This window comes from Microbacterium awajiense (assembly GCF_039536545.1).
GTDB classification, from domain to species: Bacteria; Actinomycetota; Actinomycetes; order Actinomycetales; family Microbacteriaceae; genus Microbacterium; species Microbacterium awajiense.
Map to the genome: position 1 here is coordinate 713,074 of NZ_BAAAYU010000001.1, position 13,670 is coordinate 726,743.

The window sequence follows — 13,670 nt, forward strand, 5'->3', positions numbered from 1 at the left end:
GATACTCCCTCTCGCCGTAACAGGATACAGGCCGGATTCCCCCACCCCGGCCCTTCCCGCCGAGCGGACGGGGTGATGTGAGACGATCCGGGCTGCGGCGACACTCACCCGGTGAGAGACAATGAAGCTCCGCGCCGGTGCGACCGGACCGCGGGGCCCGGAGGATCGGATGCAGACGCACGAGCGCGACGACGTCGAGCTGGTCGCCCAGGCGGCCGGCGGCAGCGAGCACGCGTTCCGTGCGCTGTACCGTGCCTACGTACGACCGGTGTACTGGCTCGCCCATGGCCTGCTGGGCACGGTCGCCGATGCCGAGGACGTGACGCAGGAGACCTTCCTGGTCGCGTGGCGCAAGCTCCCAGGTATGGAGCTGGCCGGCACCTCGCTGCTGCCGTGGCTCGTGACGATCTGCCGCTTCCAGGCGGCCAATCGCATCCGCTCCCTGCGACGCGATCGCGAGCACACCGCGGCGGCCGCCGACGAGACGCTGCCCGACACCGTCGATGTCGAACAGCAGGTCGTGGACGGCGAACTGGCCGACCTCATCCTGCGCGAGCTGCAGGATCTGAGTCCGCTGGACCGAGACATCTTCCGGCTCTGCGCCGCCGAGGGCTACGCCTATCAGGCCGCGGCCGAGCAGCTGGGTGTCGCCCACGGCGTGGTCCGCAACCGTCTCTCCCGCATCCGCACACGTCTGCGGACCGTTGTGAAGGAGAGCACATGAACACGTCACCCACCGCGAGCGCGACCCTTCCCGAGCTGAGCGACGAGCGCGTCGACGCGATCGAGGACGAGCTGTTCGCCCGCATCGCCGACGACCGCGCCGACGACCGCCGTCGCAGCGCGCGCCGCGGGCGGCTGTGGCTCGTCGGCGGTGCTGCCGCGGCGATCATCGCAGTGGCGGCCATCATCTCGCCGGCCGTGGTCCCGCTCGTCTCCCCTTCCGGCTCGGACCGGGCGAGCGTCGCCGACGGGCCGGCCTTCGCGCCGGACGCGGGCGGCGCCGACGCATCCATCATCGAGGGCGGCGTCGCCGCGGAGGAGACCATCCGCGACGAGGGGTCGGCGGGAGCCGCCGAGCGCGACATCATCACGAACGCGTCGGCGACCATCGTGGCCGACGACGTCGCCGCGGCCGCGCAGTCGGTCGGCGAGGCGGCGGTCGCACACGGCGGCTACGTCGAGTCGATGAACGTCGGCACGATCGGGATGCCGGTCGAGCCGATGCCGATGGACGGCTCCGACATGTACTACCCCTCCCCGTACCCGCAGGACGGCGCGTGGATCACCGTGCGGGTGCCGAGCGATCAGCTCACCGCGGTGATGGGCGAGCTGTCGGAGCTGGGCGAGGTCACCCAGACCTCGATCAACCGCGCCGACGTCACCGAGCAGGCCGTCGATCTGCGTGCGCGCATCGACGCCGCCCAGGCATCCGTCGACCGGCTCACCGAGTTGATGGCGGAGGCAGGCGATCTCTCCGATCTCATCGCCGCCGAAGCGGCACTGTCGGAGCGCCAGGCGATGCTCGAGTCCTACCAGCAGCAGCTCGAGTCGCTCGAGGACCAGGTCGCGATGTCGTCGCTGAGCGTCACGATCACGCCCGTTCCCGAGACGGTCGAGGCGGACCCCGCGGGCTTCACCGACGGCTTCGTGGCCGGCTGGAACGGCCTGATCGCGACCCTTAACGGCATCGTGATCGCACTCGGCTTCCTCATCCCGTGGCTCGTGGTGCTCGGCGTGATCGGACTCGCCGTGTGGGGCGTCGTGGTGCTCCTGCGTCGCCGCCGCCGAGCGGCAGCCCGCACCGCCGACCACGCCGACGCCGACTGACCGTGTCCTGGCACCGGCCGGCACCTCCGCCGACGAAAGAAGCCCGGCACATGGCCGGGCTTCTTTCGTGCTGGTGACCCCAGCGGGATTCGAACCCGCGTTACCGCCGTGAGAGGGCGGCGTACTAGGCCGCTATACGATGGGGCCGCAAGACAACCGTTCGATTATGCCATGGCGTATCGGCGCCGACCAAATCGGGGCCGGGGTCCGGCGGCGGGCTTGCCGCGACCTTCACGGCGAGGTTGACTCGGAGTATGCGCCTGACCAAGCACGAGCACGCCGCCCTGGTCCTCGAGCAGCCCACGGGCACACTCGTGATCGATCCCGGGTCGTTCACCTCGCCCCTCGTCGGCCTGAAGAACGTCAAGGGCGTCGTGCTCACCCACGAGCATCCCGACCACTGGACGGCGGAGCACCTCGAGCGCATCCTGACGCAGTTCCCGGGAACGCCGATCTACGGGCCGGAGGGTGTGGCGAAGGCCGCCGCCGGATTCGACATCACCGTCGTGAAGCCGGGCGACACGGTGCGTCTGGACCCCTTCGTCCTCGAGTTCTTCGGCGGCACGCACAATGTCATCCACGAGTCGATCCCCGTCATCGACAACGTCGGCGTCCTGGTCGACGGGTCGTTCTACTACCCCGGCGACTCGTACGCGGTGCCGAAGGGCGTCTCGGTCGATGTGCTGGCGGCACCCATCGGGGCGCCCTGGCTGAAGATCGGCGAGGCGATGGATTTCGTCCTCGCCGTGGCGCCGCGCCGCGCGTTCGGCACCCACGATATGACGCTCTCGACAGTCGGGCTCGCGATGCACCGCGCGCGCCTCACCTGGGCGGTCGAGCAGGGTGGCGGGTCGTTCGTCGAGTTGGCCGCGGGTCAGTCGATCGACCTCTGACCGCACACAGACGGGGGCGGATGCCGCGCCGGCTTCGGCTCGCGCAGCATCCGCCCCCGCGGTCTGTGTCCGCTATTCGGCGTCGAGATCCGTCTCGAGCAGGGCGACGAGTTCGTCGAGCGCCTTGTCGGCGCCCTCCCCCTCGGCCTTGAGCGTCACGACGGTGCCGTGCGACGCACCCAGGCCCATGAGCGACAGGATGCTGCCGGCGTTCAGATCGGGTCCGCCCGGAACGGCGATCGTGACCGGAACCGGCTGGGACTGCACCGCCTGCACGAACAGCTTCGCGGGGCGCGCGTGCAGGCCCGAGCTGCTCGCGATGGTGGCTTGACGTTCTGCCATGGCGTCCTCCTCCTCGTCGACGCGACTACGCGGCGACGGTCTCGGCGTCGGCGATCGCCTCGGCCTGTTCCAGTTCGGCTCGCCCGACCCACTTCTTCAGCGCGATGACGGCGAGCGCGCTCACGACGGTACCGGCAGCCAGGGCCACGAGGAACCCCCAGATCGGGTTGATCGCGAAGAACACGAAGATACCGCCGTGCGGCGCGAGTGATTCGACGGCGAACGCCATCGACAGCGCACCGGTCACCGCGCCACCCAGCATCGAGGCCGGGATGACCCGCAGCGGGTCGGCGGCGGCGAAGGGGATCGCGCCTTCGCTGATGAACGCGGCACCGAGCAGCCAGGCGGCCTTGCCGTTCTCGCGCTCCACCGGGGGGAACAGCGGGCGGGCGAGCACCGTCGAGGCGAGCGCCATCGCGAGCGGGGGCACCATGCCGGCAGCCATGACCGCGGCCATGATCAGGTACGGCGTGGTGTTGGTGGCCGACGCGGCGGCGAGCCCCGTCGTGGCGAAGACGTACGCGACCTTGTTGACAGGACCGCCGAGGTCGAAGCACATCATGAGCCCGAGGATCACGCCGAGGACGATGACGCCGGTGCCGCTGGCGGCGAGGCCGTTCAGCCAGTCGGTGAGCCACACCATGAGGGTCGCGATCGGGCGGCCGAGGAAGAGGACCATCAGGCCCGAGGCGAAGATCGAGCCCAGCAGCGGGATGATGACCACGGGCATCAGACCGCGCAGCCAGCGCGGTGCGGGCAGCCGTCCGAGCCACCAGGCGATGAAACCGGCGAGCAGTCCGCCGACGATGCCGCCGATGAAGCCCGCATTCATCAGCACCGCGACCGCGCCGGCCACGAACCCGGGTGCGATGCCCGGCCGGTCGGCGATCGCGAAGGCGATGAAACCGGCGAGCACCGAGACGAGGAAGCCCATGCTCGTCACGCCGATGACGAACGCGACCGAGCCGAAGTACTGACCGAGGCCGCCGGCGGGCAGGGCCCACAGCGAGTTCTCGATGACGACGGTGAACGCCTCTTCACCGACCTCGTAGCCGCCGAGCAGGAAGCCCAGCGCGATGAGCAGACCGCCACCGGCCACGAACGGGATCATGTAGCTCACACCGGTGAGCAGCCAGCGCTGGATGCGTGCACCGACCGAGACCGGCGCGGCAGCCGCGCTCGAGCCGGCCGCTGCGGCGGCCCCCGTCACGCGGGTCGCGTTCGGGTCGGCCGCGGCGGCGAGTGCCTCGTCGATGAGCTGCTTGGGCTGTTCGATGCCGCGTTTGACGCCGGATCGCACCACCGGCTTGCCGGCGAACCGTGCGATTTCGCGCACGTCGACGTCGGTCGCGAAGATCACGGCGTCGGCGTCGTCGATGAGCTGACGCGGCAGCGCCTGGTAGCCGCTCGAACCCTGCGGCTCGACGACGAGGTCGATGCCCGCTTCCTTTCCGGCTGCCGTGAGCGCGTCGGCCGCCATGAAGGTGTGGGCGATACCCGTCGCGCACGACGTGACGGCGACGATCCGCGGTGTGCGCCCCTCGATCGTGGGGCCGGATGCCGCGGCGTCCGCGGCCGGGGCAGCACCCGCGGGCGCAGCTGCCGGAGCCGCGTCGCCCGAGATCGCTTCGTCGACGATGCGCACGACCTCTTCGGGTGTGATCGCCGCTCGCAGTCCCGCGGTGAAGTCGTCGCGCATCAGGCTGCGAGCCAGTCGCGACAGGACCGCGAGGTGCTCCTCGGCGGCGGTGTCGGGAGCCGCGATCAGGAAGACGAGGTCGGCGGGCCCGTCGTCAGCGCCGAAGGCGACGCCGGGCTTCAGCCGAGCGAACGCGAGCGAGGCCTGCGTGACCGCTGCGCTCTTGGCGTGCGGGATCGCGATGCCGCCCGGCAGGCCGGTCTCGTCTTTCTGCTCGCGCGCCCAGGCGTCGGCGTAGAGAGCGTCCCCGTCGGTCGCGCGGCCCTGCGCGGCGACGCGCGCGGCGAGCGATCGGATGACCGCTGCTTTGTCGCCTCCGAGGTCCACGTCGAGGCTGACGAGGCCTGTGGTGATGGTGTCGGACATGGTGAGTGACCTCCAGTGGTCGGTGTGGTGAGGGGTGTCAGGTCAGGGTTTCGATGGCGACGTCGCCGGTCGGCAGGTCGTGCGGGCGCGGCGGCTGGGTTCCTGCGAGTGCCGCCGCGGCTGAGCCGTAGCGGATGGCGTTCTCGAGCCGCGCGGCGGGGCCTGCGTGGTCGAGCGAGGCGAGCAGATACCCGGCGAGCGAACTGTCGCCCGCGCCGACCGTGCTCGCGACGGTGATGGGAGGGGGCGTGCCCAGCCAGGCGCCGTCTGCGTCGACGAGCAGCGCGCCCCGGGCACCGAGGGTGACGAGCGCGGTCGACACGCGGGTCGGCACCACCTCGCGCGCGATGCGGAGGATCTCGTCGTATGAGGCATCCGGCGCGAGGTCGCGCCCCGCCAGATCGGCCAGTTCTTCGTCGTTGGGCTTGATCAGATCGGGATGCGCATGCGCGACGACGGCCGTCAACGCGGCGCCCGACGTGTCGACGGCGATGCGCGGAGCCGCATCACCCAGAGCCGCACGCACGGCCACGATCACATCAACGTAGAAATCGTCGCCGGCGCCCGGGGGCAGCGACCCCGCCAGCGCGAGCCAAGCGGCGCCCTCGCTGGCGGCCACCACCGCCGCGATGAGCGCTGAACGATCGGTCACGCGCAGGGCGGCCCCGGGCAGGTTCAGCTTGGTGGTGGTGCCGGCAGGATCGGTGATCGTGAGATTCGCACGGACATGACCGGTGATCGACACGCGTCGCGCCGGCAGACCGGTGGCGCGCAGTGCCGCGTCGAACGGGTCGCCGTCGGCGAGGGGAAGCACAGCGAGCGTGTCGATGCCGGCCATCGCGGCGACGCGGGCGACGTTGATTCCCTTGCCGCCCGGGTCTTCGCGCGACGACGACGCCGCCTGCACCTGGCCCGGGCGCAGCGGCTCCTCGAGGAGGATCGCGCGATCGAGCGACGGATTCGCGGTCAGGGTGACGATCATGCGACCCGCACCTCCACATTGTTCTCGGCGAGCGCTGCGGCCAGATCGGCCGGCGGCGCGGCATCCGTCACGAGGATGTCGACGTCATCGAGCCCGGCGAAGCGCACGAGCAGCTCGGTGTCGAACTTGTCGGCGTCGGCGACGACGACGACGGTCCGCGCCGCGGCGACGATGGCCGACTTGGCGGCGGCCTCGTCGGGGTCGGGAGTGCTGAGCCCGAAGCCGGCCGAAATGCCGTTGGTGCCGATGAAGGCGATATCGGGACGCAGCGACGAGATCTCGCGGACCGTCCCTGCGCCGACGGCCGCGGCCGTCGCCCCCCGCACCCGCCCGCCGATGGCCGTGAGTGCGATCCCCGGAATCTGCGCGAGGCTGCTCCCGAGGCTGAGCGCATGGGTGACCGCCTCGATCCGGCCCTCCCCCAGCCGCGCGGCGAGCGCCGCGGCGACGGCGGCGGTCGTGGTGCCCGCGTCGAAGTAGACCGATCCGTGGAAGTCCTCGGCGAGCACTCGGGCGGCGCACTGCCCGATCGCCGACTTGGCCGGGCCGTGGCGCAGCATCCGCTCGGTGAGGGTCGGCTCGACGGTGCTGGCGTGCTCGCGCGGCACCGCTCCGCCGTGGACGCGACGCAATGCCCCTGCCGCTTCGAGCTGATCGAGGTCGCGGCGGATGGTCTCGGTGGTGACGTCGAACCGACGCGCGAGCTCGACGACGCCGACGCGCCCCTGCTCGATGAGCGTTCGCTCGATCGCGTGCTGTCGCTCCGCTGCGTACATGCGTCCTCCTTTGGATTCCCACATGTTACAACACATACACAGATATAACAATCCATTCGCAGATGCTCCTCCCGACTAAGGTCGAGGAGTGCCGAACAAGCCACGTGCCGAGGTCGACATCGACGAGCCGCTCGTGCGCCGCCTCGCCGCGGGAACCCGGTTCGGATCCGCCACGGCGCGGATGCCTGTGCGCAAGGCCGCCGAAGGCTGGGACTGCGAACTGTGGCGCATGGGTGACGACCTGGCGGTGCGCCTCCCCCGTCGAGCCGCCTCCGCGCCGCTCATCGCTCACGAGGCGCACGCGCTCGGCGAGCTGGGGCCGTGGCTCGCCGCCGTCGACGTGCGGACCCCCGTACCCGTGCATGTCGGTTCTCCGGATGCCGGTTTCCCCTGGGCGTGGTCGATCGTGCCCTGGATCGCCGGTCGGGCGGCGATCGGACTCCCCCGAGCGGATGCCTCTGCCTGGGCGGCCGCACTCGCCCACGCGCTCGGGGTCGTGCATGTGGCGGCACCCGCCGATGCCCCGGTGAACCCCTTCCGCGGTGGTGCGCTCGCCGCGCGCTCAGACGCGTTCACGGAACGGCTGAACGGGCTGCTCCGACGCGGCGCGGTCACGCCCGACGTGGCGGCAGCGGTTGACGACGTGTGGCGGCACGGTCTCGCAGCGAACCCCTGGACGCAGCATCCGGTGTGGATCCACGGCGACCTGCATCCGGGCAACATCCTCGTCGACGGGGGTCGCCTGTCGGGACTGATCGACTTCGGCGACGCGACCGGCGGCGACCCCGCCTACGATCTCGCGGTGGCGTGGCTCGCGTTCGACGCCGCAGGACGATCTGCGTTCGCCGAGGCCACGCAGGGTCGCTACGACGCCGACACCTGGATGCGCGCGCACGCGTGGGCGGCGGCGATCGCGCTCATGCTGCTGGCGCACAGCGACGACGTTCCCGACCATGCCGCGGCCGGGGCTGCGGCATTGCGCGAGGTGCTCCCCTAGCGGCCGTCGAGCGGAGCCCCCGGTGCCCGCACCCAGACCTCCACCGTGTCGGGGCGGGCGACGAACCGCACCACCGTGCCGGGCTCGAGGTCGTCGCTGAAACTGATCGGCATGTCCTCGTCGATCGTGAAGTCGAACACCGGGTCGAAGCCGGCGTCGGCGCACGAGGCCATCACCGCCTCGTCCTGATACGACAGCACGAGGCAGCGCGATTGCTCCGAGCCCCGCGCCGTCCACACGCCCATGGCGTCGAACGGCTCATATGCCTGCAGCGAGTCGGGCTCGAGGCCCCAATACTGCAGGCGGTCCTCCCAGGGGCCGGAATCGACGCCGTCGGTCGTGCGCGCGAGCACGGCGTCCGCCCGCTCGCTGTTCGCGGCGAGGACGGATGCCGTGACCGCCCCGCCTGCGATCGCCCCGACCGCGAGCCCTGCGACGGCCCACACCCACGGCGGCGTGCGGCGCGGTGGTGCCGGCGACCCTGGGGCGTCGGCGGCCTCGGCGCCGGAGACATCGGCTCCCGACTGCGCCGCCGGCTCGGGTTCCGGGTCGCGGCGGATGCGAGGGGCCGGAGCGTCGTCTTCATCGGGGGGATGCTGCGCCGCGGCGACCTGCTCCTCGATGACCGTCTGCTCGGCGGGCTCATCCCCGCGCGCGAGCTCTTCGAGCTCCCGCAGACGCGCGAGCGCCGCAGGATCGGAGGCGATGTCGGCGCCGGGCCCGTACGCGCGCGACCGCAGGGCGGCGAGCTCGCGCGAACGATCGGGCGTCATCGGCGGCGCATCCATGCACCCATCCTGCCACCCGCAGGGGTCTGTCGGGCTGTCGCCCACCGTCGGCGAAGGCGAACGCTGCACCAAGCAAAAACCCCCGTTGAACGGGGGTTTTTCAGCGCTGGGGTACCTGGACTCGAACCAAGAACAACTGAACCAGAATCAGCCGTGTTGCCAATTACACCATACCCCACCGGTGTCGACCGGAGTCGTGCCGAAGATCAAGTCTAGACGACGCGCGCGACCCCGCAAAACCGGCACAGCAGCTCAGCCACGGTGCTCGACCAGCGCGCCCAGCCGCCTCAGGGTCTCGGACTTGCCCAGCAGCTCCATCGACTCGAACAGCGGCGGCGACACCCGACGGCCGCTGAGCGCCACACGCAGCGGGCCGTAGGCGATGCGCGGCTTGAGTTCGAGGCCCTCGACGAGCGCGCGCGTGAGTGCCTCCTGCACGGCGGCGGCCGTGAACTCCGTCTCGGGTACCAGCTCGAGTGCGCCGACCGATGCGACCAGTACCGCCCCGGCATTGTCGGGCAGCGATCGCAGCGCATCCTCCTCGTACGCCACCTCGTCGCGGAACAGGAAGCCGAGCATGCCGGGAACGTCGCCCAGCAGCTGCACGCGCTCCTGCACGAGCGGGGCCGATGCCTCGATGAGCGCTTGCTGCTCGGCGGTCGGTGTCGCGTCGACCGCCCCTGCCGCGGCGAGATACGGCACGATGCGGGCGGCGAAGTCGGCGGGCTCCAGCATCCGGATGTGGTCGCCGTTGATCGACTCGGCCTTCTTCTGATCGAACCGCGCCGGGTTCGGGTTGACGTCGGCGATGTCGAACGCCGCGACGAGCTCGTCGAGCGAGAACACATCGCGATCGGCGGCGATCGACCAGCCGAGCAGGGCGAGGTAGTTGAGCAGACCCTCGTGGATGAACCCCTTCTCACGCTGCAGGAAGAGGTCGGCCTTGGGGTCGCGCTTGGAGAGCTTCTTGTTGCCGGTCTCGCCCAGCACGAGCGGCATGTGGCCGAACCGCGGCACGAAGTCGGTCACGCCCGCTTCGATCAGCGCGCGGTAGAGCGCGAGCTGCCGTGCGGTCGACGGCATGAGGTCTTCGCCGCGGATGACGTGGGTGATGCCCATCAGCGCATCGTCGACGGGGTTCACGAACGTGTAGAGCGGGATGCCGCCGGCGCGGACGACCACGAAGTCAGGGAAGGATCCCGCCGGGAAGGTCACCTCGCCGCGGATGAGGTCGACGTACGTGAGGTCCTCATCGGGTACGCGCAATCGCCACGCGGGCTCGCGACCTTCGGCACGGAACGCCGTCCTCTGCTCGTCGGTGAGATCGCGGTCGAAGTTGTCGTAACCGAGCTGCTTCGCGCGGCCGTTGGCCTCGTTGCGCGCATCGATCTCTTCGGCCGTCGAATAGCTCTCGTACACGACACCGGCCGCCACGAGCTTGTCGAGCACCTCGCGATAGATCTCGTGACGCTGGGACTGCCGGTAGGGAGCGTGGGGGCCGCCGACCTCGACACCCTCGTCCCAGTCGATCTCGAGCCACCGCAGCGCGTCGAGCAGCTGCTGGTAACTCTCCTCGCTGTCACGGGCGGCATCCGTGTCTTCGATGCGGAACACGAGCTTGCCGCCCTCGTGGCGGGCGTACGCCCAGTTGAACAGGGCCGTGCGTACGAGCCCCACGTGCGGAAGACCGGTCGGCGAGGGGCAGAACCGAACGCGGACGTCGGCTCCGGAGGCGGTGGTGGTGCGGGGATCGGGTGCGCTGGACATCGCCCTCAAGTCTAGTTGCGCGGCTCCCGCTTGCCTGCCGGGAGGCGCCCGAGGGGCGAGAGCAGCACCGTGGCAACGACGAGCACCGAGACGACCAGGGCGAGCCCGCCGTAGCCGATCCAGCCGAGGATCACGCCGGCGAGCACGGCGCCGGCCGCCCCGACGATGCTCATCGTGAAGTCGCTCGCGCCCTGGCGCCGTGTGCGCTGCGCCTCGGAAGATGCTTCGGTCAGCAACGTCGACCCCGCCACCGTCGATGCGCTCCACCCCAGACCGAGCAGGATGAGCGCCACGGTCACGGCGACGGTCGACTCCTGGCCGAACGACGCGGTCACGAGAGCGGCGGCGAGCACCGCCTGCCCGACGAGGATCGTGGGCACCCGCCCGATCCGGTCGGCGAGGATTCCGAAGACCGGCGCGAGGGCGAACATGCCGGCGATGTGCAGGCTGATCGTCAGCCCGATGACCGTGAGCGAGGCACCGTGGTGCAGCAGATGCACCGGCGTCATGGCCATGACCGAGACCATCGTGCCGTGCGCCGCCGCGATCGCGAAGATCGCGAACCGTGCGGCGCGAGCGTGGTCGGCGCGCACGATCGCGCCCGCCTCGACCGGGGTCGCCGCGACGACCTGCTGCGCCAGCAGCAGCGGGTCCGGTCGCAGCGCGGTCAGCAGCAGCACGATCGCCAGCACCTGAGCGACGACGGTGAACAGGTACGGACCTGTCAGCGGCGGCATCCCGACCGCGTCGCCGAGGATCTCCCCCGGGCCGGTGAGATTCGGACCGAGCACCGCGCCGATCGTCGTCGCCCACACGACGATCGACAGGTCGCGGCCGCGCGTGGCGTCGGTGGCCAGGTCGACCGCCGCGAAGCGCGACTGCAGGTTGGCCGCCTGCGCGGCGCCGACGAGCAGGAATGCGATCAACAGCAGCGCGAAGGCATCGATGGCGACCGCCAGCACCACGAGGACCACCCCGACCAGGGCGATCGCCATGCCGGTGGTGAGCGACACCCGCCGTCCGCGGGTGCGCGCCAGGCGAGCCAGCGGCACCGCCACGAGAGCGGTTCCCAGCGTCACGGCCGCGGCCGCGAGCCCCGAGAAGGATTCGTCGCCCGACAGTTCCGCGGCGAGGACCGCACCCAGCGAGATGGTGGCGCCGAAGGCGAGACCCCCGAGGATCTGGTTGAGCGAGAGCACCCAGACGGCCCGGCGCTGGGCGCGCGCGACGGATGCCGCATCGAGCGTGGTGGCGCCCCGATCAGACACCGGCGGGAGCGGCATCCCGTGCCGGATTGCGCAGGATGCCGAGCCCGCTGATCTCGACCTCGACGGTGTCGCCCGCGAGGAACGGGCCCACTCCCGCCGGCGTGCCGGTGAGGATCACATCGCCCGGAAGCAGCGTGAACGCCGCCGACGCATAGGCGATCACCTCGGCGAGCGAGAAGATCATGTCGCTGATGGGCCCCTGCTGACGCACCTCGCCGTTGACGCGGGTCGTCACGACGGCATCGCCGGTCGGATCGAAGTCGGTCTCGATCGCGGGCCCCAGCGGGCAGAACGTGTCGAACCCCTTCGCGCGTGCCCACTGCCCGTCGGTCTTCTGCAGGTCGCGCGCGGTGACGTCGTTGCCGATCGTGTAGCCGAACACGTGGTCGAGCGCGCGCTCGGCCGGCACGTTCTTCGCGATGCGTCCGATCACGGCCGCCAGTTCACCCTCGAAGTCGACGCGCTGCGATTGCGGCGGCAGCACGATCGCGTCGCCGGGGCCGATGACCGACGTGTTCGGCTTGAAGAAGAGCATCGGCGCCTCGGGCGCGTCGTTGCCGAGTTCGGCGGCGTGATCTCGGTAGTTGCGCCCGACGCACACGATCTTGGAGCGCGGGATGACCGGTGCCAGCAGTGCGACATCGGCGAGCGGCACCCGCTCGCCCGTGGTGTCGAATCCGGCGAACATCGGGTCGCCGGCGAGCACGACCAAGTCGCGGTCGTCGACGATGCCGTAGCGGATGGCGTCGTTGTGGCTGAAGCGGGCGATCCTCACCCGTTCAGACTATCCACCCGCCGTCGCCCGGATCAGGTGGTCCGCCCTGCACGGGACGGATATGGCAGGAATCAGCCTGTCGCGTCCAGGCGGACGAGCCAGTTGTGCTTGTCCTCGGCGCGCCCGTACTGGATGTCGGTCAGCTCCTGACGCAGCTCGAGAGCCAGCGAGCCGGTGGGCTGCTCGTCGATGAAGTCGGTGCCCTTCAGCATCCCGATCGGCGTCACGACCGCGGCAGTGCCGCACGCGAACACCTCGACGATGTCGCCGGACGCCACGCCTTCGCGCCACTCGGTCAACGAGACCGCGCGGCCCTCGACCTTGTGGCCGCGGTCGCGCGCGAGCTGCAGGATCGAGTCGCGCGTGATGCCCTCGAGGATCGACGGCGATTCAGGAGTCACCAGCGTGCCGTCCTTGTGGACGAACACGACGTTCATGCCGCCGAGCTCCTCGACGTTGCGGTCCTGGTCGAGGAAGACGACCTGGTCGCACTCGTTCTCGTACGCCTCGGACTGCGGCAGCAGGCTCGCGGCATAGTTGCCACCGGTCTTGGCCGCACCCGTGCCGCCCTTGCCGGCGCGCGCATAGTCCTCGCTCAGCCAGATCGACACCGGCTGCACGCCGCCCTTGAAGTACGCACCCGCAGGCGAAGCGATCACGTAGTACCCGACCTTGTGCGCCGGGCGGACGCCCAGGAACGCCTCCTTGGCGAACATGAACGGGCGCAGGTACAGGCTCTGGTCTTCGCCTGAGGGGACCCAGTCGCCGTCGACGGCGATCAGCTCGCGCAGTGACTGGATGAAGTACGTCACCGGCAGTTCGGGGAGGGCGAGTCGACGCGCGGATCGCTGCAGCCGGCGACCGTTCTGATCGGGACGGAAGGTGTGGATCGATCCGTCGGCGTGGCGGTACGCCTTGATGCCCTCGAAGATCTCCTGCCCGTAGTGCAGCACGGCGGCAGCAGGGTCGAGCGAGAGCGGGCCGTACGGCTGCACACGCGGACGGTGCCATCCGCCGCCGACGGACCAGCAGATGTCGACCATATGGTCGGTGAAGTTCGTGCCGAATCCGGGGTTGGCGAGGATCTCGGCTCGTCGGGCCGGCGATGCGCCGTTGAGATTGCGGGAGACGCTGAACTCGAGCGGGGCGAGTCCGGTGTCGGGGTCGGTGCCGATGAGGGTCATGTC

The 13,670-nt window shown here is 70.6% G+C and carries 13 protein-coding genes and 2 tRNA genes; 4 read left to right on the forward strand and 11 right to left on the reverse strand.

Annotation, left to right across the window (positions count from 1 at the left end; genetic code table 11):
- Positions 1-169: 169 nt before the first annotated feature.
- Positions 170-724, forward strand: coding sequence for an RNA polymerase sigma factor (locus ABD663_RS03575; RefSeq protein ID WP_344736481.1), 555 nt, complete (start codon positions 170-172; stop codon positions 722-724).
- Positions 721-1,830 (forward strand): DUF4349 domain-containing protein, encoded by a 1,110-nt coding sequence (locus tag ABD663_RS03580; RefSeq protein WP_344736482.1) that lies wholly within the window; start codon positions 721-723, stop codon positions 1,828-1,830. Before ABD663_RS03575 ends, ABD663_RS03580 begins: the two co-directional genes overlap by 4 nt.
- A gap of 71 nt (positions 1,831-1,901) precedes the next feature.
- On the opposite strand, the gene ABD663_RS03585 is transcribed toward ABD663_RS03580, so the two are convergent.
- Positions 1,902-1,977: transfer RNA gene (locus ABD663_RS03585), tRNA-Glu, on the reverse strand.
- 107 nt (positions 1,978-2,084) lie between these two features.
- Here ABD663_RS03585 and ABD663_RS03590 point away from each other — a divergent pair.
- On the forward strand, positions 2,085-2,723 hold the full coding sequence (locus tag ABD663_RS03590) for an MBL fold metallo-hydrolase (protein ID WP_344736483.1): 639 nt from the start codon (positions 2,085-2,087) through the stop codon (positions 2,721-2,723).
- Between the two features lie 72 nt (positions 2,724-2,795).
- On the opposite strand, the gene ABD663_RS03595 is transcribed toward ABD663_RS03590, so the two are convergent.
- Genes ABD663_RS03595 through ABD663_RS03610 form a run of 4 tightly spaced genes read right to left on the reverse strand, consistent with a single transcriptional unit; the run spans position 2,796 to position 6,888 of the window.
- The gene (locus ABD663_RS03595) at positions 2,796-3,065 is read right to left on the reverse strand and encodes an HPr family phosphocarrier protein (protein WP_344736484.1); all 270 of its coding nucleotides are present in this window, start codon (positions 3,063-3,065) and stop codon (positions 2,796-2,798) included.
- 25 nt (positions 3,066-3,090) lie between these two features.
- Positions 3,091-5,130, reverse strand: coding sequence for a PTS fructose transporter subunit IIABC (locus tag ABD663_RS03600; protein ID WP_344736485.1), 2,040 nt, complete (start codon positions 5,128-5,130; stop codon positions 3,091-3,093).
- A gap of 37 nt (positions 5,131-5,167) precedes the next feature.
- Positions 5,168-6,112, reverse strand: coding sequence for a 1-phosphofructokinase (locus ABD663_RS03605; protein WP_344736486.1), 945 nt, complete (start codon positions 6,110-6,112; stop codon positions 5,168-5,170).
- Positions 6,109-6,888, reverse strand: a complete 780-nt coding sequence (locus ABD663_RS03610) for a DeoR/GlpR family DNA-binding transcription regulator (RefSeq protein ID WP_344736487.1) — start codon at positions 6,886-6,888, stop codon at positions 6,109-6,111. The genes ABD663_RS03605 and ABD663_RS03610 overlap by 4 nt, the downstream gene beginning before the upstream one ends.
- Before the next feature lie 88 nt (positions 6,889-6,976).
- On the opposite strand from ABD663_RS03610, the gene ABD663_RS03615 reads away from it, so the two are divergent.
- Entirely contained in the window at positions 6,977-7,885 is a 909-nt protein-coding gene (locus tag ABD663_RS03615) for a phosphotransferase (RefSeq protein WP_344736488.1), read from the forward strand.
- Here ABD663_RS03615 and ABD663_RS03620 read toward each other — a convergent pair.
- The 6 genes from ABD663_RS03620 to ABD663_RS03645 all read right to left on the reverse strand — a co-directional run bounded on the left by ABD663_RS03620 (position 7,882) and on the right by ABD663_RS03645 (position 13,667).
- Positions 7,882-8,673: a hypothetical protein gene (locus tag ABD663_RS03620; RefSeq protein WP_344736489.1), complete on the reverse strand. Its 792-nt coding sequence runs from the start codon at positions 8,671-8,673 to the stop codon at positions 7,882-7,884. The two genes, ABD663_RS03615 and ABD663_RS03620, sit on opposite strands and share 4 nt — an antisense overlap.
- A 106-nt stretch (positions 8,674-8,779) precedes the next feature.
- A tRNA-Gln gene (locus ABD663_RS03625) sits at positions 8,780-8,851 on the reverse strand.
- A gap of 74 nt (positions 8,852-8,925) precedes the next feature.
- Positions 8,926-10,440, reverse strand: a complete 1,515-nt coding sequence (gene gltX / locus ABD663_RS03630; RefSeq protein WP_344736490.1) for a glutamate--tRNA ligase — start codon at positions 10,438-10,440, stop codon at positions 8,926-8,928.
- An 11-nt stretch (positions 10,441-10,451) separates the two neighbouring features.
- A complete protein-coding gene (locus ABD663_RS03635; RefSeq protein WP_425561749.1) occupies positions 10,452-11,723 on the reverse strand; it encodes an MFS transporter in 1,272 nt (423 codons plus the stop codon).
- A complete protein-coding gene (locus ABD663_RS03640; protein ID WP_344736492.1) occupies positions 11,701-12,483 on the reverse strand; it encodes a fumarylacetoacetate hydrolase family protein in 783 nt (260 codons plus the stop codon). Before ABD663_RS03640 ends, ABD663_RS03635 begins: the two co-directional genes overlap by 23 nt.
- Positions 12,484-12,554: 71 nt before the next feature.
- Positions 12,555-13,667 carry a branched-chain amino acid aminotransferase gene (locus ABD663_RS03645; protein ID WP_344736493.1) on the reverse strand — a complete coding sequence of 371 codons (1,113 nt, stop codon included), beginning with the start codon at positions 13,665-13,667 and terminating at the stop codon, positions 12,555-12,557.
- Positions 13,668-13,670: the final 3 nt, after the last annotated feature.